This is a genomic window from Microbacterium sp. T32 (assembly GCF_001619615.1).
GTDB lineage: Bacteria > Actinomycetota > Actinomycetes > Actinomycetales > Microbacteriaceae > Microbacterium.
In genome coordinates this window covers 243,100-263,910 of record NZ_LQQP01000012.1, presented here as the reverse complement: position 1 = coordinate 263,910, position 20,811 = coordinate 243,100, and the positions used below count along the sequence as shown (strand labels likewise).

Below are 20,811 nucleotides of genomic sequence, written 5' to 3'. Positions count from 1 at the left end.
AACCGTGGCCCTCGACGGAGCCAAGGCCAACCTCGGACCCGAATCCAAGGAGTGGGAGCGCAAGCTCGAGGAACGCATCGCGGACTACGAGCGCCGCATCACCGCGCTCGAGCGCCTAGCCCAGGGGGCCACGCGATGATCACGCTGCCCAACGGCGTCAAGGTCCCCGACTCGCAGGATCTCGTCGACCCCGCCAAGCTCATGCAAGACGTCGCGAAGTCGTTCTCCGACGCGATCGGCGGCCTCGGCGTCGGAAAGCGGCAGCCGCGCAGCTACACCGTCGCCAACCAGACCGAGAAGACTGACCTGGCTACGACCACGCCACCGATCAACGGCGACGAAGTCTTCGTCGAGGACACTGCCTGGTGGGAGATGTACGACGGCGCCGCGTGGAAGGTAGTCCGCACGACGAAGCCGATCGCGTGGCCGCTCGCGCACACCGGCATCAACAACGGCAACGGCACCTCGAACTTCTTCTACAGCGTCGCCGGCGACATGATCACACTCACCGGCAGCTTCATCCTCGGCAGCTCGACCACCATGCCGGGCGGCGGCGCAGGGGCGCGGCTGGTCCTGCCGTTCCCGACGTGGATTAACGGATCGGTCTCCTCCGTCGGAACGTGCTCGGCCTACGACGCATCCGCCGACCGCCACTACACCGGTGTCGTCGTCGGCATGGGCACGAACCCCTTCACGCAGGCCGCGACTCTCTTCGATGCATCCGCCGGCGGGCTTGCCTACCTACAGACCGACCAGCCGTTCGCGTGGGCGGCCCCCGACGTCCTCAGCCTCAACCTCCGATGGAGGCGTGGCTGATGGGCAGCATCCTGCCCAACGCGGTCTGGCTCCCGGGACCGGAAGATCCGATCGACTGGCACATCACCCCCTCCATCATGGGCGCAGCCGCGGATGCCGCGATCGCCGGCCGCAGCGACAGCGCGCGCGCCCGGCGGCGGTTCGTCGCCACCGCCGCCGACGTTGACGCGGTCAAGGCGACGGAAGGCCTCGCCCCAGGCGACCAGATCTACCGCAGCGACCTCAAGCTCATCGAAACGCTCGGATCCGCGGGGTGGCGCGTGACGCGGACCATCGCGGCCCAGTCATACACGCCCGACTGGGCGACCAACTCCGCCCAGACGTTTCGACCAGGGAACGGGCAGCAGGCGTGGTGCTACTGGGTCGATGGCAAGGTCATCACCGTCACGGGCGTCCTCATCTTCGGGTCCACCACCGACTTCGGCAGCACGGGATGGGGACCCACTCTCCCGACCGTTCCCGGATACCCCGCGGGCCGAATCCTCACCACGAGCCTTTGGGGCGCCGGCGAAGCCATCGCTCAGATCGGCGGCACCATCTACCGGGGTGCCGTGACGAGCGCACCGCTCCTGTCCCCCGCGGTCGATACCCCCCGCCACCAGATCATCTTCCGCGACGCTTCCCGCGTCACCCGCTGGATGGGGCCGACGTTCCCGGCGACGTGGGGACAGAACTCCGTGCTGTCCGTCACCTACCAGTACGAGACCACCGCGTAGGGAAGGCGGATTGCCGAAAGCCCACCCCTAGACTCCGCGGCGCAAAGCCCGCCGAGAGAAGGAATCGCGATGCGCTACCCCAATGGCTCCACCAACCGCCCTGAGGTGACGAGCCCGTTCGGGCCGCGCGAGGCATCCGGCAACGCGTCCACCTACCACCGCGGCGGGGACATGGTCGGGTTCGAGATCATTCGCGCCGTCGCCAGCGGCATCGTGCGCTGCTCCGGCAGTGCCCCGGCCGGCTGGTCCAACGGCGGCGATCAGGTGTGGATCCAGCACGACGGCTTCTTCTCCAAGAGCCTGCACCAAGCCCGCTCCCTCGTCAGCGACGGCACCTACGTCAACGAGGGCGACGCCGTCGGCGTCATGGGCTCCAGCGGCAGCGCCCAGGGCAAGCACCTCCACTTCGAGATCACCCCCGGTCAGCTCCACTTCGGAAACTACGGCCAGGTCGACCCCCTCGCGTTCCTCGCAGCGCGCATCAGCGGCGGCTCGGACTTCCCCGCACGAGACGCGTACGGTGCCGAGCACGTCGAGGCACTGCAGAACGAATTGCGTGCAGTCGGCTACGACATCACCGTCGACGGCTACGACGGATCGCAGACCCAGGCGGCCGTCCGCGACTTCCAGAGCAAGAACGGCCTCAAGGTCGATGGCATCGGCGGCCCCGCCACTCGCGCCGCACTGCAGTCCAAGGCCGCCGAGAAGGTCGGCCGCAACATCACGAGCCGCCCGACCTCCGAGGTCCAGCAGCTCGTCGGCGCCAACCCCGACGGCATCTACGGCCCCGACACCACGGCCAAGGTCGCTGACTGGCAGCGCGCCCACGGCCTCGAGCCCGACGGCATCTGGGGCCCGGCGTCCGACGCCGTCGGCTTCCCGACCAGCGAGCAGCTCGAGCTCGACGGCGACCTCGGCCCCAAGACGATCAAGGCCCTGCAGATCAGCCTCGGGTTCACCGGCGAGGACGTCGACGGCGAACTCGGCCCGAAGACCATCAAGGCCCTCCAGGCCGCCCTCGGATTCACCGGCGACGACCTCGACGGCGAGATCGGGCCCAAGACCCGCGAGGCACTCCAGCGGGCACTCAGCGTGAACGTCGACGGCGACTGGGGCGTGCAGACGATCAAGGCGCTGCAGAACTTCCTCAACCACGGAAGCCGCTTCACTGCCGCCCCCACGCCGACCCCGACTCCCTCGGGTTCGGAGGGCATCGACAATCGGACGGGCCGCTCTATTGCGCAGATCGGCGACTTCCTCGCCTCCCTCGGCTACTCGCGCGACCGCGCCGGCGTGATCGCCTTCCAGGCGTCCAAGAGCATCGACCAGGACGGCATCTGGGGCAGCACCTCGGACGGCCTCGCCTTCCCGCCCGCGGGGTCGGTCCACGGCGTCGACTACTCCTTCGCGCGCCCCGACCCGGCCATGCTCTACTCGCGTGGCATCCGGCACGCAGGCCGCTACCTGTGGCCGAACTCGAAGGGCATCACCCGCCCCGAGTTCGACGCGCTCAGCGCGGCAGGCATCGCCGTGTGGTTCATCTACGAGGAGGACGGCCGCGAGCTCCTGGGCGGCCGCGACGCCGGCGTGGTGGTCGCGCGGAAGGCGGAGGCGCTGCTGACGTCGCTCGGCCTGTCGAACTACCCCATCTACTTCAACGTCGACTTCGACGCCGCGGACGGAGACCTCGCCCAGATCCTCGCCGCGCTCGACGGGGCCGCCTCGGTCATCGGCCGAGAGCGCGTCGGCCTCTACGCGGGCTACCGGATCATCAAGGCCGCGTTCGATGCCGGCAAGATCACGTGGGGCTTCCAGACCTACGCGTGGTCGGGTGGCCAGTGGGACGCGCGCGCACACCTCCAGCAGTGGTCCAACGGCCAGTGGGGTGACACCGTGGACTTCACGCGCGCCGTCGCTGGGGAGTACGGACAGCTCCCCGTCACGCGCACTCCCGACGCGGAGCCCGAGCCGACCCCGGAGCCGGAGAAGGTGCTGGTCGACAAGAAGCTGCTCGACCAGATCAAGGCGAGCTGGAGCGCGCTCGGAGGCCTGCTCTCGAAGCTGTGGTCGTGAGCGACGCGAGCGACGGCGGCGGCGGCGTCCGCATCCCGCCGCAGCAGGTCTATGCGGAGGTCCTGACCATGAAGGACTCCATCGCGGGCCTCAAGGGTGCCATCGAGCGTCACATCGCGCTGCAGGAGCAGACGAACGGCGCCGTCCGCGAGGACGTGAAGGAGCTGGACGGCCGCGTCGATGGGCACGACTCCGACATCGTCGGGATCAAGACCCGCCTCACCGGCATCGACCTGGACATCCTCATCCTCAAGGAGAGCGCCTCCAAGAAGGAGGCCCGCAAGGCCCCCTGGTGGAGCATCGTGGCCGCGGTCGGCACGATCATCACCGCCGGCTTCCTCGTGCTGAACCAGATCGCCCAGTACCAACAGCAGATCGCAATCATCGAGCGGATCGCTCCCTGACCGAGAGGTGCCCATGACGGAGCACTACAAGGCCCTGCCCGAGATCGTCGGAGACGAACGCTTCTACGCCGACCTGATCGACCGGGACAGGACGCGCAACTCGATCGCCTCGGAATGGGGCGTGTCTGCCGGATTCGTGAGCAAGTATCGGAGGCTCGCCACCGAGGGCCGGTACCCGGGCCGCGACACCGCCGAGCAGCCCGAGACCGTCGCGGCATCCTTCGAGCGCGACGACCACGGCAACGTCGTGATGAAGAAGACCGTCGACCGGATCATCCCGCTCGAGGAGTGGCTTGATGACCTCCGAGACCAAGGGCTCGATCCCGCCGACTTCACCTACTCGGTCGGGCACTCCGTCTGGATGCAGCACACGCGCGAGCAGCAGACGAAGACCCTCTACGCCAACAAGTTCTCTGCCACCCTCAAGCCCCAGGCCGTCCGTGAGGCACTCGTAAGCCACGAGGAGGTCATGCAGGCCATCCGGGGCTTCCACTTCATCCCCTCGACGCGCGCCTACCAGGACGCCGGCTTCGTGATCATGCCGACGGACCTGCAGACCGGCAAGGTCGACATCGGCGGCGGGTCAGCGGACACGGCCGAACAGGTGCTCGCTTCCTTCGCCCGCGCCGCCGAGATCGTGCGGGAGGAGCGACCGTCGCAGGTAGCCATGGTGGACGCCGGCGACATCATCGAGAACATCTACAACACGACCACTCAGATCGCCACGAACGACCTCGACCTGCCCCATCAGGTCGTTGAGGCGATGTACCTGATGCAGCAGGGCATTCAGATGCTCGCGCCGCACACGCGCGAGCTTCGCTACGCCGCGGTCAGCTCCAACCACGGCGCCCTCCGCACCGGCCCCAAGTCTCCCGGCGGCGACGCGCACGCGGACTACGGCCTCGCGGTGGCAAAGATCCTCGGCAACGCGCTCAAGCTCAATCCGAAGGCATTCGGCCACGTCATCGTCCAGACGCCCGAGAAGCACATGGAGTCCCTCGCGTTCGACATCGCCGACACGCGCATCGGAGCCGTCCACGGACACCAGACCTCCTCCCCCGACAAGATCGCCGAATGGTGGAAGGGCCAGGCTCTCGGGCGGCTGCCGGTCTCCGAGGCCGACATCCTCCTTGTCGGCCACTGGCACTCCCTCCGGGTGCAGCAGGCGGGCGACGAGCGCTGGATCTTTGTCGGCCCCTCCAGCGACCGCGGCAGCTCGTGGTTCACCAACCTCAAGGGCGACCAGGCCACCTCGGGCATGCTCTCGTTCTTCACGTCCGGCGGGCGATGGTCCGATCTCCGCATCCTCTAGACTCCGCCGCCGTCAGCCCAGCCCCAGCGAAAGAGAGAGCATGAGCATCCCCAAGATCAACCTCGAGCAGGTCGTCCCGGACGGCAAGATCCGCAAGCGCATCTACCAGGGCTTCGCCGGCCTGGGCCTCGCGCTCGGAGCCGCGGCCGTCGGCTACGGCGTCCTCCCCGGCGTCGACCTCCCGGAACCCCTCCTGGTCGCGAACGCGGTCTACGTCTTCCTCGCGGGCTCGGGTTTCCTCGTGGCCCAGGCGAACACCCCGACCGAGGCCTACGCGGGCGAGTAACCCGCACAAGAAGGCCCCCGGCTCGTTGAGCTCGGGGGCCTTCTTGTTTGCGTGCTATTTCACGCCGCCGGCGCGAACGTCGAGACCGGAACGGCGGCAGATCGAGTCCGGGGTGGCCAGAAGCGCCGCACCGTGGGTCGGTGCTGCCGAGCCTTGAGGAACGCGATCGCGTGGCGTGCCGAGTCAGTCGCGTGCGGCTGGCCGACGAACCAGAGCTGGTGAGCCTTGAGGAGGTCGTCCGGCGCGTTCGCCTTCGCCGTGTTCCGCTGGCCGGCGATCGGGATGCCCTCCACGCCGAACCGAGCGTCGAGCGCTCCCTCCACGCGCAGCGGCGTGACGTTGGGCCGCTCGGTGCGCTTGTCGTCGATGAACAGCTCGGTCACGATCTCGTCGGGCCACTCGCGCTCGTCGAGCCACCGCTTCGCGAAGACCCCGACCCCGCGGAGGCCGCCGCCGATCTGCCCGTGCTCGAGGAGCTGCAGCGGGGTCACGGGGTCGTAGTACCAGAGCGACCATCCGGTCGTCTCCCCCGGGTCGAAGGCGAGGAGGCGGGTCACGGCGCCTCCTCCAGCCACGCCTCGAGCACGCGGCGGACGAAAGCGATCTTGTCCTGGCGTTTCGCGAGAGTGGATTCTCGGGCCTGCTCGGGGGTGAAGATCGACACCCGCGCCAGGCCCGTCTCGAAGACGCCATCCCACAGGTAGGGGTACAGCCGACGGGCGACCGCTTCGACCTGCTCGTCGGAAATCGTTCGGGGGTCGAGGCTCACTGCGAGTCCTCCTTGACGGGCACCTGACGACGGGACGGGTCCTTGATGCGGCGGCGCTCGAGCCACGCGCGGACGGTCATGTCTTCGACGGCGATGAGCTCGTCGAGCGCGTCGTCGTCCGGCCCTCCCTCGATGACTTCGGCGAGGCGGTGGGCGACCAGGCGCCAGTGTTGGCCCTCGGAGCGCTTGCTTCGTGAGCCACCGACGGGCCAGTTCGGGTGCCCTTCGAGCATGAGCAGAACGCGGATGACCATGGCGCGGTAGTTCACGGTTCGCCTGTACGCCTCGGCCGAGACGGTGGGGTCTTCGGCGCGCACCTTGATCTCTCCGTCGACGCGGATGAGGGCGTGGTTGAGGGTCGTCCAGGTCCGCTCGATGACCCGCGGGTGCAGGAACGGGCTCCGGTACGAGGTCGTCTGGTAGAAGTCCTCGGTGACCTCATCGTGGAATTCGAGGTCATCGAGGGCGAGCAGCCGCTCCCACTCCTCGAGCTCGGGTTGCGCGAACGGGTTCGTCAGGATTTCTTCGAGCGTGATGGTCATTGCGATTCTCCTTCTGTTGGGTGTTCGTGAGTTTGGATTTTTGACCTTCGAGCGCTTTCCGCACGGCACGCGCGACACTCGCGCCGTCCACGCGGACAGACGTAGAGGTTGTCTCCCGAGAGGGGGTGTCCACCTCGGGCACATGCAACCTTTCGCGCGTTGCGATGAGTGCCATGCTCAACCGAGTCCGCGGTGTTCTCGGAGTGGGTCCCCCATCGCAGGTTGCTCAGAGAGTTGTTCTCAGTGCTGCCATCGCTATGGAGGACCTCCTGACCGGGCGGACATGGCCCCTTGAATGCTGTGAGTACGGCGCGATGGGCGTACACCCTGTGGCCACGAATTGTCAGCGCGAGGTATCCACCAGCGTCGGAGCGCATCTTGAGGATCCGCTCTCGCACTGGCCACGTGCCGCCCCTCGGCCCATCGACCATACGAGCGTCGCTGCGAATTCGACCCGTGTCGCTCACGGAATACCCCTCGAGGCCAGGGAGATCGCGCCAGTTTTCAATCACTTTCCCCACCTCCGTCCTTCGGTTTTCCACTCGGGGGCGCCACAAGATCGAGCCACTGAGTTAAGCCAAGCGGTCCGCTCACGCCTTCTGACGCCTCCCAATCGCGCGGCTTGCGCGGCGTCTTCTGCGTGGTGCGCCACTCCTGGCCCAGGATCGGATCGTAGGTGCGTGCGCCCTTGAAGTCGGACGTCGGCTTCTTCCCCTCCCGGTGCTTCCGTTCCCACGTCCCCTGCAGGGCGAGCATCTGACCGCCTGCGCGCTTCGCTGCTTGGATCACGATGGTCTCCAGGTCGTGCTCCTCGTAGCGGATGTCCCCGGCGAGGTGCGGGTCCTCGTCGCCTTCGTCGCTGTCGGCGGCGTACAGCACGGCCGGGATGTGAACGACCGATCGCGAGATCTCCACCTCCCAGTGATGACCGAGGAGTCGCCGGGCGAGCGTGCCTACGGCCCCTGACGCGGCAGCCGGGTCCTCCAGCTCGTGCGCGAACTCGACGACTTCGATCGTGGTGGTGGCATCGGCGGCCTTGTCGCGCTCCTTCGCCTCCTTCTGCGCCTTCTTCTCGGCGCGGTAGGCGCGCACCCTGTCGTAGACGCGCTCCAGCTCGTCGGGGTCCATCGGATACCGGGGCTTCGATCGCCCGCCGGCCGCGTCCAGCTCGACGTCGGACTCCTCGACCTCGGCGAGCCCGACCGGTATGGCCATGGCGTCCATCACTTTCGCCTCCCGTCAGCGTTTCGCCTACATGTCCGACACATGCGCCAGCCTCGCCAGACGTAGGTATTCGACTCCGTGAACTCGTGGCCATGCTTGCAACGCACCTTGGCTGCGTTCACGTTGGTGCCGTGAGTGACCTGATCGAGAACGTTGGCGCTGCGCGTGTCCCAGCGCAGATTGCCCGGGGTGTTCTTCGACGGGTTGCCGTCGTTATGACACGCGTCGAGCCCCTCGGGACGCGCACCAACGAACGCCTCAAGGACCAAGACGTGCACTAGTCGGCTTCGTTGATGACCATCTGCGGTGAGGCTGACTTGGTGGTACCCATCCTTCTTGCGGATCGACTGCGCCAAAATCCTGCCGGCGAGCCGGCGCCCATTAATGGCACGGCGGTCCAGCGAGCGGACGCGACCTTCGCTCGACACTTCGTATGCCCCGACATACCCGTCAACGGGGCGCCACAGCTCGTTCAATAGAACCTCACCGACGGAGCCGGAGTGGGCTCCTTGACGAGCGGCTCGATGGCCACCAGCCGCACCTCAGCGCCCATCACAGCGCTCAACCACCGCTCCTCGGTGACGACGCCCGGATGCGTCGACGGCGCGGTGAGGCAGGCTTCCAGGGCTCCTCGCACCGACTCCAGCCGATCGACGTTCTCGGGACGGATGTAGACGAACTCGCACATGAAGTCCGGCACAGCGCCGAACGCCAGCACGCGCGCGGGCCCAGCGGCGGCCGCCGGCGACGGCAGGATCTTGAACGGCAGGTTGAGTGAGGCCTTCGCCTCGCGCAGCAGTGCGTCGCGCCCCTCGACCCACACCGGGGGAAAGATCGGGAGCGGTCGGACCTCAGACATTGCCGACCTCGATGCGTGCGCGGCCGCGGCGGACTTGGGAGCGGATGGATGCGACGGAGACGTCGAGGAGGCGGGCGAGCATGAGCTCACTGGTGCCGGCGTTGACGATGCGGGCGGTGAGAACGTCGTTGGTCTCGCCGCGGTCGCGCAGGGCGAAGTCTTCGAGGATCCACGGGAGAGTGCCGGGGTTGAATCGGCCACCGGTGGAGTCCTTTTTCACGACGACCCGGCGGACCTCGTGCATGCGAGCGCCGCTGATCGCAGAGATCTGGGCGAGGGACCAGAGTCCGTGCGTGCCCAGCAGTTCCACCGCGCGAGCGCGTCGAGCGGGGTCCAGCCGGTCGGCACGGTGGTAGATCTCGTCGGCCTGCTTCACGGCCTTCCAGTGATTAGCCACCGGTCACCACTCCTTTCGCGATGAGGGTCGTCTTCGTTCCGTCCATCCATGTCGCGCGTCCCTGCGCGATGAGTTCCTCGATGAGGTCGAGTACGTCGCGCCTTCGGTTGCGGAAGCGCGGGAGGCCGTGGATCTGCTGGAGGAGCATGACGCCCCCGTTGTCGAGCACGGCGCGCTCGATCATGTTGACCTCGCGGGTGCGGAAGCTCTCGTCCGTGGCTTCGACCATGGTGAGGATGTTGGTCGCCCACTCCTCCGCCTGTTCGAGGGCGACGAGCAGGTCGCCGATCTCGATGCGCGCGCGGCCGCTTGAGAGGGCGACGAGGGCGGCGCAGCGGAGGATCGTCTCATTGAGGCGTCGGAAGGTGGGCCTGAGCCTGTCAGCGTAGGGGCCGTGGTGGCCGATGCGGGCGAGGTCGGCGACGAACGTCTTGTGCCTGTCGATGACCTCGCGCGGCATCTTCATCCGTACGGGCTTGTTGTCCTGCCGGGCGACCTTCATCACGGCGGACCCGAACTCGGCTGCCCACTGCTGGTACATCTGCTTGCCGCTGTTGACGGCCTCGTCGTCCTCGAGGTCGTCCTCTCCGACCCAGTCGCCGGCCATCGTCGCGATCGAGTCATCGGGTGCATCGCCGATCGCCCAGACGAAGCGGTTGAGGAAGCCCGATTCCCAGTCCTCGGGGCCCATCACATCGGCCATGCCCTGCGGGGTGCCCATGAGCGAGACGGTGAGGTACGAGCGGGCGTCTTTGCCGGAGATGTCGGCGTTGGTGTTGCGGAACACCTTGCCGACCTCGCCGTCGTAGACGGCTGTGATGATGCCGGGCAGCTCGCTGAAATTGCCGGGGCGTCGCCAGATCGGGATCTTGGTGTGCGCCTCGTCGAGGTTGAACCACGTCGATTTGCCGTCGAGCTCGATGAGGGTCTTGGGGAGGGAGTCGTTGGTGTGGTTGCCGCCGATGTCGGGGCTGTCGGCCGCGAGGTAGTAGGCGCGCATGATCTGCTTGATCGCGCGCAGGGCCTCCGACTTGCCCGAGGTGGTGCGTCCGACGGTGCATGTGTAGAGGTTGAGGGGGCGGTCCATGGCGCCCTTCTTCGGCAGGACGCCCTTCGAGCCGAAGACGATGGAGAGCACGACCCACCGATTCATGCGGTAGTACGGCAGGTTGACGGTGGAGAACGTCTTCTGTGCCCAGATGATGAATCGGGAGCCGAACCAGTCGCGCGCCTCGGCCCATTCGCGCTCCTCGGGCGTGAGGAATGATAGGCGGCGCGGGGCGGGTGCCGCGACGACGGGCATCTCGACGACGGCGGGCGGAGCGGACTCGGTGGGTTCGGGGCCGGCCTTGGCTGCGTCAACCTCGGCCCACAGCTCGTCGAGGGTGAGCGCCTTCCCGTGGGGGTCGTCGATGACCATCCCGCCGAACGTTGTGGGCGCGGCCTTGGCGGCGCCGGAGTGCCAGACGAGGGTGGCGACCTCCGTCTCGTTGACGCCCGCGGCGAGCAGGGCGTCCATCATCGCACGGCGGTGGCTGGGCGCGAGGTGCGGCTCGGGGGTGTGCGCCCAGACGGCGACGAACGGGTGCCCGTCGATCGCCGGGTAGGGCATCTGCATGGGGAAGCCGGTCCACTCGAGCAGCGGACGCGTGACCGTCGGGGGCTCTTCGTACTGCCCCTCCGTCGCGCGGACCATCGACTGCCACTGGACCTCGAGGTCGGATGCGCCGCCCTGCGACTCGTCCAGCGGGGTGTGCTGGAAGAGCAGGTCGCGGGCACCGTCGAACGTCAGGGCGTAGGCGTTGGAGCGGGCGATGCGGGCGAGCCAGCCGGCGGCACGGACGACGGTGTCATGCCAGCCGGATCCCGGGGTGTGAACGTCGGGTAGTTCCTGCAGCATCGAGACGATTGCACGCAATTTGCGTTCCTCGTCGGCGGATGCCACGGCGGGGATCTCCCCGTCCCATTGCCGCGACCCGTGAGAGTGTTCGGCGTCAGGGAGGCGGAAGTAGTCGACCCAGGCCTCGGGGAGGTACTCGAGGTCGTCGATGTCGGGCGGCCCATCCATCGGCGCGCCCTCGGCGTCGTACCAGGCGTAGGGCGCGCCGTCGGCGTCGGGGTTCGTGGAGGGCCAGACCAGGCTGTAGCGGTGGCGTGCCTGGATGATGTCGATGTCGTCCGCGGCCTTGCCGACCAGTTCGATCGGCTCGTGCAGGAGGAAGAAGTATTGGCGCGCGGGCGAGTCGGCACCGCGCGATGTGGAAGACGGAGTGAGCGGCAGTGGGCCGAGCTTCGCCTCCAGCTCGGTGAGCTGCAGGTCGCCCTGCTTGTCGCCGTACGCGTCGACGTCGAGGCGGACCTCGAGAGGGCCAGCGCGCAGCGCCGTATTCGCGGTCTCGGCGGGCTGGGTGTACCACTCTCCGTCCTCTTGGAAGCGGAAGCCGTTCGCGGCCCAGTCGGCGACCTTCTCCGGTGTGACGGTGCCGTTGCGGCCGGTGGCGCCGACCGGGACCGGTCGCTTCGCGCGCACTGGCATCGGCAGGAAGCCGCGCTCGAGGTAGAGGTCGGCGACCGTGTTGAAGCCCGTCACGTAGTTCGTCGCCTCCTGGCTGGTGGGGTGGATATGGGGTGGTGGACCAGGGAGGAGTCGAACCTCCAGACCGAGGAGCAGAGCGCACCCAATGATGTGGGCTGGATCGCCCGTGCGCTACTCCGATTCGGGCAACCGCGTTGCCGGCCCGGGGTGGGCGGGGAGTGGGAGCTCCCCGCCCGGGTGGATCAGTCCTCCGGTTCGGAGGTGAAGTCCTCGAGATCGAGGAAGTGCTCGGCGTACTTCTCCCACGCCTCGGAGGTCAGGTCCCCGTTGTCGTCGAGCTCGTCGTCGTCGGGTGTGAGGTAGCCGGTGATCTTGACGCATCCGGTGGCCATCAGAATGCCTCCGCCTTGATCGCGTAGTCCGCGCCGTTCACGGTGACGAGGAGCTCCCCCTCGTCGGTGATCTCGGGCGCGCGGTCGACGACGTAGCCGCCGTCGTGCTCGCCCTCGATGAGGAGGGATGCCAGGAACTCGAGGATCGGGGTGCCCATGGCTCAGTACCCCGTTCCGGCGACGGCGGCCTGGGCGGCGCTGGCGGCCGGTCCGGCCCACGCGGCGGGGACGGTGCTCGGCACCTGGACCTGTGCGGGCTGGGCGAGGGGCGTGCCGGGGGCCTGCGGTGTGTCCTGCGGGACGACGTGCCCGGGGAAGGATCCGCCGGCGGCGTACCCGGCGGGAGGGGCGGCCTGGTGTCCGGTGGGCGCGACGCCGGCGTAGGCGGGGACGCCGCCGGGCTGCGGAGCGTAGCCGGTCTGCAGCGGGGCGACCTGCGGCACGCCCGCACCCGGGAGCTGCGGAACGCCGCCACCGATGCCAGGCACGCCCGCACCCGGGAGCTGCGGCACGCCGCCACCGATGCCGGGGACGCCGCCGCCCTGCACGGGGGGCGTCCAGCTCGGGTTCAGACCGCCCTCGGGCGTGAGCCAGGGCGCGACGGTCGCCCCGGGCAGCAGCGTCGGGGTGTTCGCGAAGTCGTCCTGCGGCGCGTCGACGCCGTCGATCTCGTTCGAGCCGAGCGCGTTGTGCTGGTCGGGCGCCTTCGGGGCGCCGAGGATGATCGTCAGGCGTCGGCCTTCCACGTTCGAGGGGAGCGGCTTCTTCGCGAGGATGTCGGCGAGGGGAACGCCCATGACGTTCTGGAAGAAGTTGAAGAACATGCGGGCGGGCGCGCCGATGGTCTTCGACTCGTCGTTCTTCGCGTTGGGGTTGGGCGCGAAGCGCGAGAACAGCGGGACGCGCACGAAGTAGTGGCGACCCGCGGCGGTGGGGCTGTTCTGGTCGACCTGGACGTGCAGCTTGACGACCTTCTTGCCGTAGTTGCGGTTGGTCGGGTCCTTGGTCAGCTCCTCGACGCCCTTGTTCTCCAGGATGATCGCCTGGTAGGCGCCCTTCGGAACGGGCGGGAAGTCGCCGGAGGGCAGCGCCTCGGCGGCCTTTTCGGCGGCCTGGGCTGCGTAGTCGTCGATCTCGGGGGTGAAGCTCATGGCTCGGTTCCTCTCTCTGGGTTCAGGCCGTGGCCGCGAGTGCGGTCGGCTGGGTCTGGGCCGCGGCTGCGGCGATGTCGGTCTGGATGGTCGGGATGGCCGGCGACGCGTCGAGGGTGATCTCGCCGCGGATGAGGCCGTACAGCAGGGGCATCGAGAAGTTCTCGAGGCGGTTCGGGAGGAAGGAGCTGTACCGCTGCTTCGAGATCGCACCGGCGTCGCCTCCCATGTCGGCGATGATGTTCGTGCGCCCGTCCTCGGTGGTCTCCTTCGTCATGTAGATCACGATCGACGGGATGCCTGCGGCGGTGTCCTTGACGGATCCGGCGTACTTCGGCTTGAGGGTGGAGACGCCGGTCTTCTTGGCCTCCTTCTCGTCGACCTTGGTGTGGTTGACGGTGATGCCGAGCATGGTGGGGTGGTTCTGCAGCGCCCAGAGCATCTTCGAGGTCCACTCGGAGACCTTGCCCCACGCGGCGCGGCTGTCCAGTGCGGTGCCGGAGTCGTTCATGGTGTTCGCGAGGTACCACTCGGCGGCGACCTCTTGGGCGACATCGGCGGTGTCGATGATGAAGGCGTTGAATCCGTACGCCTTGCCGTTGTTGATGATGTCCCAGAAGTAGTTGTGGAACTTCACGAACGCGTCCGGCTTGGTCTTGTCGATCTTGATGATCGTGATGAGGCCCTGCGCGTACTTCTGGCGCAGCTCCGGGTCGTTGAGCAGCACCTCGGTTCCGTTGTCGATGTCGAGCACAGCGACGCGCTCGAAACCGCGGACCTTGGCGATCGTGAGTGCGGCTCGCGACTTACCTCGGCCGGGCTCGGCGTGGATCAGGATGGAGCCGGGCTCACCGAAGTCCTCGGTGGCGGCGACGTCGGCGGCCCAGATGGGCACCGGAAGCTGGGTGACGTTTTCGGTCATGGTGGGAGTTCCTCTCTCCGTGGGCGGGAAGTCTATGGGCGGTTTGCACGCAAAATGCGTGCGTCAGGCGACGAGTTGTGCGACGACCTCCTCGGGGACGTCGACGGGGGCACCGAAGACGTCGACGAAGTCGAGGTCCGGCATCCGGTTGAGATCCTGGGTCGCCGCCTTGCAGAACTTGCAGTGCGGCGCCGAGCTGAACTCGTGAACCGGCTTGCCTGCCTGGACGAGCTGGAAGATGTCGCCGGCGCGCTGCAGGAGGGCGTCGGCGTAGTCGCCGTCGTAGGCGAACGAGAAGACGTTGATGTCGTGGACGGCGGTGGGGTCGTCGTACCGGTCGTACTGGGGGTTGTCGAAGAACCCGGTTCCGTCGCGGCTGATGACGACGACGGATCCTCGGCGTGCGCCGATGCCGCGCTGGTAGAGCACGTTCTGGCCGTAGTAGTGCTGGTAGGTGTGCTCCACCTCGAGGAGCAGCTCGCTGTAGTCGCGCTCGGACAGCTCGGTGCTCGCAGCGCGGCGGGTGACCTTCACCCACTGCGGACCCTTCTTGGGATCCAGCTCGAGGTGGACCCACTCCCCCGCGCGCTCGATCTCCTTGTGGCGGCGGCCGTAGATGGGCTCGCGGCCCGCCTGGATCTCGCGGAAGTCGATCATGACGAGTGCCTGCTGGCGCTTGAGGAACTTCCAGTCGAGGACGTGGGCACCCGTGGGTGCGAGGTCGAAGTGGCCGGGGATGGGCCCGTATCCGGGGGCGATGCCGCAGACCACCGCGTTCTCGGCACGTGCGCCGGGGTAGAGCCGGCGCGCGATGGGGAGGCGCTCCTCCATGCCCTTGTGCGCGAGGGTTCCGAGGGAGCGCCCGAAGTAGGGGCGCTCCCGGAACTCGGAACTGCGATCGTGTCCGGCGAATTCGGCTGCCAGGCAGTTGTCGCAGGGGTTGGAGATGTTCGAGGCTCCGAGCTGGACCTGGCGGTCGCGCTCGGTCTCGGCGTTGATCATCTGGACGGTGAGGTAGCGCACGTCCTGATCGGTGAGCGCTCTGTCCGTGGAACGCGCCGGGGGGCTGGTCAGCGTGTCCATCTGCGCTCCTTGTACTTGGGGTGGGCGTGGATCTTGGTGTCGCGGTTGGCGACGCCGGTCGGGCGCTTGCTCGCGCCCTTCCTCCTCCTGGAGGGGCCACCTGTCTTGCTCATTTGTCACTCCTTCACCTTGGGGGATTAGCACCGTATTTGGTGATGGTTTGACCATATACGTGTCTAAGCGGCGAGGTCAAGGCTTTCTGCGGGAAGTTTTCGGCGAAGGTGAAGCTGGCGCCCGTTGTCCCACACAATGCCGCCGTGAACGCCCCACTTCGGCTTCTCGTGGAGGGCGCTCCTTCGGCAGAGCTCGAACAGGTCGCACTTCTCCGACGGCTTCATTCCCTCACACAGCCGGCGCGCCTCGGCGCGGGTGGGCGGCACGTCGCCGGTGTACTTCTCGGGATCCTGCGTCGCGCAGCGGGGTTGCGGCGCGCTCGCGTCGTGGCGGGCGAGGTCAAGGGCCTCGGCGAACTCCGGGAGGCGCTGCTTAGCGGGCATGCTCACGACAGCACCGCCCGCAGCTTCTCGACCAGACCCGGCCCGGCTGCCTCGAACTCGTCCGCGAGGATGCCCTCTACGGCGCTGAGCTGCTCGAGCCGCGCGACGGTCGTCAGGTGGTCGCGCCACGCGATGAGGTCCTGGTCGAGGGCGTTCTCCCGCCCCTGCTCTCGCCGCCAGGCGAGGAACGCCTGCACGGCGTCCACCTGTTTTTGCACGCTATCCATCAGAGTGTGACCTTCCGTTTGGGCGCGAACTCTTCATGCAGCGCGCGCAGGGTGGGGTTGTGGAGGATCGCGGGCCACACCCGCCGCCACTCCTTGCTCTCGACGGCGCGCTCGGGGAACTGAGCGGTCGCCCAATCGGACGTGGCCTTCTGTGAGTGAGGCGTGCCCTCCACGGCCCAGAGCGCCGGCATGCCGTGGCGGAGCGAATCGAGCACGCCGGGCGTGAAGCCGTCGCGCAGCCGGGGCGTGGGAGCCGCGTCGGCGATCCCCCACCCGACCACCCATCGACGGACGGTGCGCTCGCTCACGCCGAAGTGGCGAGCAACCTCCGAGGTGCGGCCGCCGTGCCTTCGCCATGCAGCACGAACCGACTGACGCGTCGCTCCACGCGTCTTCGGTTGCTCGGTCGGCCTCACGGGCGGTCCTCCTCGGTACTCGTATAAGGTTGCCGCCTCGGCCGCGGCGCGTCAAGGCTTGGGTGGGTCATGGGGCTCCGGAACGCTCGATCCGGTGACCGCGGCGCGTCCGGGCTCCAGCGCCAGCACCTCCGGCATAACCAGAGCGTCGGGAGCGGGAAGCACGAAAGCCGCCTCGACGACGTTGCCCAACGCGGGGAGTATCGCAATCTCTGGCCGCTCGCCCGTCAGCGGATCCCATGTTCCGAAGCCGGTGATGCCGACGCGGTATCGGGGTCCGAACTTGCGGAGCCCGACCTCCATGCGCCCGCCCGTGACGTGGAACACCACGCGGTCGTTGTCGTTCAGCGGTATCGCTGTCGGCTCGGTCGTGTAGCGCTCGTTCTGCGTGCTTCGCGCGATCATGACGCGTACGCCTTCGGGTACGTCGTCGCGGCGCACCGTCTCCACGGTGAGCCGTTCGATCTTGCGGCGGAGGTTGCGGAGTCGGGCCTGCGCCCACTTGGGCAGCTTGGCCTCGTCGTGCCCGTCGAGCTGGCGCGCGTCTTCTGCGCTCACGCCGTCACCTCCCATGGATCCTTCGACTGGAAGGAGATCCGAGAGATGATCGTCGAGGTGTGCCCCTGAGACTCGTTCGCGCTCGCGATCCCCTCCGCGGCGCGAAAGGAAAGCGCGGGCATCTCGACGGTGCGCTCGGGATTGCCGCCGATCGCGACGTCGACTGCCCAGACCTGCTCGCCGGTCAACTCGATCGCGGTCTGCATCTCGAGGGGCGAGACGTAGAGACTGTAGCCGCCGGCCGGGTATACGGGCGTTCCCGCTTGACGCCCATCCGTGCCGTCGTGCCGCGGGGCGCGCTCACCGTTGAAGACCACGACGACATACCAGCCGCCATCGCTCGTCATCGCGAACGGAACCATGACCTGATCGGTGCGCGGGAAGTAGAGCAGCTTGCCCTTCAAGTCGTGCGTGTAGGTGCGTTGCTGCGGGAGCGCGAGGAGGGCTGCATTGTCGGAGCCCGGAGGTGCCGGGACATCGCGGACGTCGGGCGAGAGTTTGGAGAAGTCGACCATCGGTGTTTCCCTTCGTTTGCGTGCTATGCGGCGGTCGCCGCGGTCATGGATGCGCGCATGTTCCATGCCTGGCCGATGAGCTTCTGGAAGCTCTCGACGTCGACGGAGTCGCGCATGAGGATGCGGGCGTGCTCGAACTCATCGCGGCCGTTCCGCATGAGCCGGCCGGGGCGGAGGTAGCGGCGGATGGCCTGGTCGTTGAGTGCGGGCGAGCCTTCGACGTCGGAGATCCACGCGACCTTGTCGCACACCTTCTGCAGCCCGTCGATGCCGACACCGAAGGACTGGATGGTGGAGATGAGCACGCGGAACTCGCCGCGGATGAACGCCTGCTTGAGCTTCTCGCGGGCGCCGCGGGACAGGTCGCCGGACCAGACGCGCACGTCGACGCCGGCGCGCTGCAGGCGGGCGGCCATCCAGTGGGCGCCGATCTTGGAGTCGGTGTAGATCCCGACCTGCTGCCCAGCCCAGCGCTCCTCGAGGAGGTAGCGCAGCGGCGCGCCCTTGGCGAAGGCTCCGTCGCGAGCGAAGTCCACGGAGCCGTCGGGGCGCGTGAGCGCGAGCTCGCCGATCGTGACCTGCCGCATTCGCGTGTGCAGCTCAGCGGGCATGTTGACCACGAGCGGTTCCTCGGTTCCCTCGTGGGACCAGACCCATGTCATCAGGTCGCGCTTGAGGTCCGCGATCTGCTCGGCTTGGGCGGGGCTCGGGTCGACGTACAGCATGAGCGGCGCCGGGATCGGGTCGTCGGCCTCGCGGCGGATGTAGCACGGCAGCGTGGCGACGAACGCGCCGGGCTCCTTCTCCCCCGTGGTGTTCATCACGGGGGCGAGCTGGCCGAGGTGGTCTCGGCGGTAGAGGACGTTGCCGTCCTCTTTGAGCACGGGGACGCTCGTCAGGTACATCGCCTTCCAGAGCGCGTGATTGCTCTCGACGTACTTCTGGCCCGTGATGGGGTCGTCGCCCGGCCAGACCCAGCGGGTGACGGAGTGCATGTTGTCGGGGTTGTTGAGGAACCACGTGCCGCTCATGGCGAGCTTGAAGGCGTTGCCCATCGACAGGAGGGTGCGGCGGGCCTGGGAGTGCTTGTTGGCGATCACCTGGCATTCGTCGAGGCCGATGAAGTCGACGGGGTGCTTCTTGAGCTTGGCGCGGAAGGTGGCGAGGTGGTGGGACTTGGTCGCCTGGATCGGAAGGAGCGCGGGGCCGATCTGGTCGGGAGTGCCCGCCTCGACGATGCGGCGGACCTGGGCTGGGCCGATCTCGCCTTCGGCCCGGTCGACGAGGTAGACCTCGCGGTCGGGCCCCGTGGTGCGTTCTTTGAGCTTGGGCCATCCGGTCTTGCTGTCCATCTTCCACTTCGGGCGAGAGAGGTCGGGCTTGCCGTCCTCTCCGTCGTGATACTCGGGGCGGCTCTCGAAGTCCTGCGCGACGAGGAAGTGGGAGCCGGCGATGAAGACGCCCGGCTCACCTTTGAGGAAGGCAGCGAGGTTGAAGCGGCCCGCGATGGTGCCGTTCATTAGGCGGGGAAGGATCGCACCGTCGGACTGGGCGTAGATGCGGTCGCGGAGCTGGAGGTGGGTGTCGGGGAGTCCGACGACGAGCGCGCGCTGGAAGCCGCCGCGGATGAGCACTTCGGCGAGCTGGCCGGACTTGCCCACGCCCATGTCGTCGGCGAGGAGTGCGCCGTCGGAGCCTTCGGGGTTGCCGCTCGTGCGGCGCTCCTCGAGGATCCGCTCGATGGCCCACTCCTGGCGGGGCGTGATGCGGCCGTGCTTCTTCGCCTCGCGCTCGTCGAGGGAGGGGTCGCAGGGCAGGAACTTGAGGATCTCGCGGACCTTCCGCCCCTCGTGCAGATGCACGAAGCGCAGCATGATCTCGGGGAAGTCGTCGTGCGGCTTCCACAGGAATGCGCCGCACGAGGGGCAGAGGTCGTTGTGCATGTCAGGCTCCGGGCTTGAGTGTGGCGACGAGCGCGTCGACGCCGGCATCGGTGAGGGCGAGGACCGCGACGGGCTCGCGGGTGAGGGCGTCTGCGCCGCCAGGCCAGACGAGAAGGTCCGTCACGAGTCCGCCCTTCACCTCGTGCTGCTCGACGGTCCAGTCCGCGTCGGTGGCGAAGTAGGTCTCGCGGTCCTCGCGGTCCTCGGCGATGGCGTCCACGATGGCCTGCCAGGTTGCACGCTCCTCCGGGAGGGTGGGCTCCTTCCCGAGGATGGCGGTAGCGATCTCCTGGGGGGTCTTCATCACGCGGCCACCTTACCCGCGGCCCATGACGCGACGCGCTCTCGGTAGGTGGGGTCCTCGCCGATGACGAGCGCGACGACCGGGTTGCGGCCTTCCTCCGCGGTCCACGCCTCGGTGAGCGGGAGCACGCGCCCGTCGACGACCTCGAAGTCGGCCCAGAATGCGCGGCCCGCGCCGTCGATGTCGAGCATGGCGAGCAGCGGGGCGAGCGTGGCGGCCGCCGGCTGAACGCGGACGACGCCGGGCTGGACCCACTCGAACTCGGAGACCACCTCGTCCGCGGCGCTGACCACGGTGGGCGTGTCCCCGGCGAGCTCACCGCCTCGAGCGAGGTAGCGGTAGACCGTGGCGCGGCCCTCGTGGCCGAATGCCTCGCGGGCGAGCCGCGTCGGTCCGACCCCCGCCTGGCGTGCGGCCCAGGTAGCGCGAGCGACGTTGTCAGAGGCTTCCTGGGTGCGCTTGGCGATCTCGGCGCGGACGGTCGCTTCGACGACCTTGCGAAGGGCGCGGTAGTCCTCGTCGGCCTTCTTCACGGCCTGGATCGCGAGCGACTGCTGGAGGGTGGTGGTCACAGCGCGGCTCCGATCGGGGCCGGCGCGTCGTGCGCGACGGATGCCTCGCCGAACACATCGGGGTCGATGTCGAGGCGGTCGAGGACGCGCGGCTCGATGTAGCGGTCCCAGGTGTGATCGTCGTCGGGGTCGGGCCAGCCTCCGCGTTCGCTCTGCTCGTGGAGGGAGGTCACGGCGCTGGCGATGGCGAGGTCGACGTCGAGCACGTCGACGGTGACACCGCGTTCGGCCAGGCGCTCGACGGTTTCGTGGGTGCGGTGGGTGTAGACGGGGACGATGGCGGCGATGGTCATGCCT

At 68.1% G+C, this 20,811-nt stretch carries 31 protein-coding genes; 7 read left to right on the top strand and 24 right to left on the bottom strand.

Features of this window, described 5'->3' with window-relative positions; genetic code table 11:
- Positions 1-4 precede the first annotated feature (4 nt).
- From AVW09_RS18350 to AVW09_RS07450, 7 genes are all read left to right on the top strand, one after another.
- Positions 5-139 carry a hypothetical protein gene (locus tag AVW09_RS18350; protein ID WP_269454556.1) on the top strand — a complete coding sequence of 45 codons (135 nt, stop codon included), beginning with the start codon at positions 5-7 and terminating at the stop codon, positions 137-139.
- Positions 136-816: a hypothetical protein gene (locus AVW09_RS07475; RefSeq protein WP_063257461.1), complete on the top strand. Its 681-nt coding sequence runs from the start codon at positions 136-138 to the stop codon at positions 814-816. The genes AVW09_RS18350 and AVW09_RS07475 overlap by 4 nt, the downstream gene beginning before the upstream one ends.
- Positions 816-1,532 (top strand): hypothetical protein, encoded by a 717-nt coding sequence (locus tag AVW09_RS07470; protein ID WP_063257460.1) that lies wholly within the window; start codon positions 816-818, stop codon positions 1,530-1,532. Before AVW09_RS07475 ends, AVW09_RS07470 begins: the two co-directional genes overlap by 1 nt.
- 69 nt (positions 1,533-1,601) lie before the next feature.
- Entirely contained in the window at positions 1,602-3,605 is a 2,004-nt protein-coding gene (locus AVW09_RS07465; protein ID WP_063257459.1) for a peptidoglycan-binding protein, read from the top strand.
- A complete protein-coding gene (locus AVW09_RS07460; protein ID WP_156496012.1) occupies positions 3,602-4,009 on the top strand; it encodes a hypothetical protein in 408 nt (135 codons plus the stop codon). The genes AVW09_RS07465 and AVW09_RS07460 overlap by 4 nt, the downstream gene beginning before the upstream one ends.
- Before the next feature lie 13 nt (positions 4,010-4,022).
- Entirely contained in the window at positions 4,023-5,321 is a 1,299-nt protein-coding gene (locus AVW09_RS07455) for a hypothetical protein (RefSeq protein ID WP_063257457.1), read from the top strand.
- Between the two features lie 40 nt (positions 5,322-5,361).
- Complete coding sequence (locus tag AVW09_RS07450) at positions 5,362-5,607, top strand: hypothetical protein (protein WP_063257456.1); 246 nt, start codon at positions 5,362-5,364, stop codon at positions 5,605-5,607.
- Between the two features lie 59 nt (positions 5,608-5,666).
- Here AVW09_RS07450 and AVW09_RS07445 read toward each other — a convergent pair whose 3' ends face one another.
- From AVW09_RS07445 to AVW09_RS07355, 24 genes are all read right to left on the bottom strand, one after another.
- Complete coding sequence (locus AVW09_RS07445) at positions 5,667-6,164, bottom strand: hypothetical protein (RefSeq protein ID WP_063257455.1); 498 nt, start codon at positions 6,162-6,164, stop codon at positions 5,667-5,669.
- Entirely contained in the window at positions 6,161-6,376 is a 216-nt protein-coding gene (locus AVW09_RS07440; protein WP_063257454.1) for a hypothetical protein, read from the bottom strand. The genes AVW09_RS07445 and AVW09_RS07440 overlap by 4 nt, the downstream gene beginning before the upstream one ends.
- On the bottom strand, positions 6,373-6,918 hold the full coding sequence (locus AVW09_RS07435; protein WP_063257453.1) for a hypothetical protein: 546 nt from the start codon (positions 6,916-6,918) through the stop codon (positions 6,373-6,375). The genes AVW09_RS07440 and AVW09_RS07435 overlap by 4 nt, the downstream gene beginning before the upstream one ends.
- Positions 6,915-7,430 (bottom strand): NUMOD4 motif-containing HNH endonuclease, encoded by a 516-nt coding sequence (locus AVW09_RS18450; RefSeq protein WP_442922739.1) that lies wholly within the window; start codon positions 7,428-7,430, stop codon positions 6,915-6,917. Before AVW09_RS18450 ends, AVW09_RS07435 begins: the two co-directional genes overlap by 4 nt.
- Positions 7,423-8,133, bottom strand: coding sequence for a hypothetical protein (locus AVW09_RS17635; RefSeq protein ID WP_156496010.1), 711 nt, complete (start codon positions 8,131-8,133; stop codon positions 7,423-7,425). The genes AVW09_RS18450 and AVW09_RS17635 overlap by 8 nt, the downstream gene beginning before the upstream one ends.
- 8 nt (positions 8,134-8,141) lie before the next feature.
- Entirely contained in the window at positions 8,142-8,618 is a 477-nt protein-coding gene (locus tag AVW09_RS18445) for an NUMOD4 motif-containing HNH endonuclease (RefSeq protein WP_082822861.1), read from the bottom strand.
- Positions 8,615-9,001, bottom strand: a complete 387-nt coding sequence (locus AVW09_RS07425) for a hypothetical protein (RefSeq protein WP_156496009.1) — start codon at positions 8,999-9,001, stop codon at positions 8,615-8,617. The genes AVW09_RS18445 and AVW09_RS07425 overlap by 4 nt, the downstream gene beginning before the upstream one ends.
- Entirely contained in the window at positions 8,994-9,398 is a 405-nt protein-coding gene (locus AVW09_RS07420) for a hypothetical protein (RefSeq protein ID WP_156496008.1), read from the bottom strand. Before AVW09_RS07420 ends, AVW09_RS07425 begins: the two co-directional genes overlap by 8 nt.
- Positions 9,391-11,988 (bottom strand): bifunctional DNA primase/polymerase, encoded by a 2,598-nt coding sequence (locus AVW09_RS07415; protein ID WP_063257449.1) that lies wholly within the window; start codon positions 11,986-11,988, stop codon positions 9,391-9,393. The genes AVW09_RS07420 and AVW09_RS07415 overlap by 8 nt, the downstream gene beginning before the upstream one ends.
- A gap of 188 nt (positions 11,989-12,176) precedes the next feature.
- Positions 12,177-12,326 carry a hypothetical protein gene (locus AVW09_RS17630; protein WP_156496007.1) on the bottom strand — a complete coding sequence of 50 codons (150 nt, stop codon included), beginning with the start codon at positions 12,324-12,326 and terminating at the stop codon, positions 12,177-12,179.
- Positions 12,326-12,484: a hypothetical protein gene (locus tag AVW09_RS17625; RefSeq protein ID WP_156496006.1), complete on the bottom strand. Its 159-nt coding sequence runs from the start codon at positions 12,482-12,484 to the stop codon at positions 12,326-12,328. Before AVW09_RS17625 ends, AVW09_RS17630 begins: the two co-directional genes overlap by 1 nt.
- Positions 12,485-12,487: 3 nt before the next feature.
- Entirely contained in the window at positions 12,488-13,477 is a 990-nt protein-coding gene (locus AVW09_RS07410; protein WP_063257448.1) for a hypothetical protein, read from the bottom strand.
- A 22-nt stretch (positions 13,478-13,499) separates the two neighbouring features.
- On the bottom strand, positions 13,500-14,399 hold the full coding sequence (locus AVW09_RS07405) for an AAA family ATPase (RefSeq protein ID WP_063257447.1): 900 nt from the start codon (positions 14,397-14,399) through the stop codon (positions 13,500-13,502).
- Between the two features lie 63 nt (positions 14,400-14,462).
- Positions 14,463-15,482, bottom strand: coding sequence for a hypothetical protein (locus AVW09_RS07400; RefSeq protein WP_063257446.1), 1,020 nt, complete (start codon positions 15,480-15,482; stop codon positions 14,463-14,465).
- Positions 15,470-15,595, bottom strand: coding sequence for a hypothetical protein (locus AVW09_RS18345; protein ID WP_269454555.1), 126 nt, complete (start codon positions 15,593-15,595; stop codon positions 15,470-15,472). Before AVW09_RS18345 ends, AVW09_RS07400 begins: the two co-directional genes overlap by 13 nt.
- Positions 15,596-15,658: 63 nt before the next feature.
- Positions 15,659-15,979 (bottom strand): WhiB family transcriptional regulator, encoded by a 321-nt coding sequence (locus AVW09_RS07395; protein ID WP_063257445.1) that lies wholly within the window; start codon positions 15,977-15,979, stop codon positions 15,659-15,661.
- 2 nt (positions 15,980-15,981) lie between these two features.
- A complete protein-coding gene (locus tag AVW09_RS07390; RefSeq protein WP_156496004.1) occupies positions 15,982-16,197 on the bottom strand; it encodes a hypothetical protein in 216 nt (71 codons plus the stop codon).
- A gap of 8 nt (positions 16,198-16,205) precedes the next feature.
- Positions 16,206-16,622, bottom strand: a complete 417-nt coding sequence (locus AVW09_RS07385; protein WP_156496003.1) for a helix-turn-helix domain-containing protein — start codon at positions 16,620-16,622, stop codon at positions 16,206-16,208.
- A gap of 51 nt (positions 16,623-16,673) precedes the next feature.
- Positions 16,674-17,180 carry a DUF7239 family protein gene (locus tag AVW09_RS07380; RefSeq protein ID WP_156496002.1) on the bottom strand — a complete coding sequence of 169 codons (507 nt, stop codon included), beginning with the start codon at positions 17,178-17,180 and terminating at the stop codon, positions 16,674-16,676.
- Positions 17,177-17,695 (bottom strand): hypothetical protein, encoded by a 519-nt coding sequence (locus AVW09_RS07375; RefSeq protein ID WP_063257441.1) that lies wholly within the window; start codon positions 17,693-17,695, stop codon positions 17,177-17,179. The genes AVW09_RS07380 and AVW09_RS07375 overlap by 4 nt, the downstream gene beginning before the upstream one ends.
- A 23-nt stretch (positions 17,696-17,718) precedes the next feature.
- Complete coding sequence (locus tag AVW09_RS07370) at positions 17,719-19,638, bottom strand: hypothetical protein (RefSeq protein ID WP_063257440.1); 1,920 nt, start codon at positions 19,636-19,638, stop codon at positions 17,719-17,721.
- 1 nt (position 19,639) lies between these two features.
- Positions 19,640-19,945 carry a hypothetical protein gene (locus AVW09_RS07365; RefSeq protein ID WP_156496000.1) on the bottom strand — a complete coding sequence of 102 codons (306 nt, stop codon included), beginning with the start codon at positions 19,943-19,945 and terminating at the stop codon, positions 19,640-19,642.
- Positions 19,942-20,514: a hypothetical protein gene (locus AVW09_RS07360; protein WP_063257438.1), complete on the bottom strand. Its 573-nt coding sequence runs from the start codon at positions 20,512-20,514 to the stop codon at positions 19,942-19,944. Before AVW09_RS07360 ends, AVW09_RS07365 begins: the two co-directional genes overlap by 4 nt.
- A complete protein-coding gene (locus tag AVW09_RS07355; RefSeq protein ID WP_063257437.1) occupies positions 20,511-20,807 on the bottom strand; it encodes a hypothetical protein in 297 nt (98 codons plus the stop codon). The genes AVW09_RS07360 and AVW09_RS07355 overlap by 4 nt, the downstream gene beginning before the upstream one ends.
- Between the last annotated feature and the right edge of the window lie 4 nt (positions 20,808-20,811).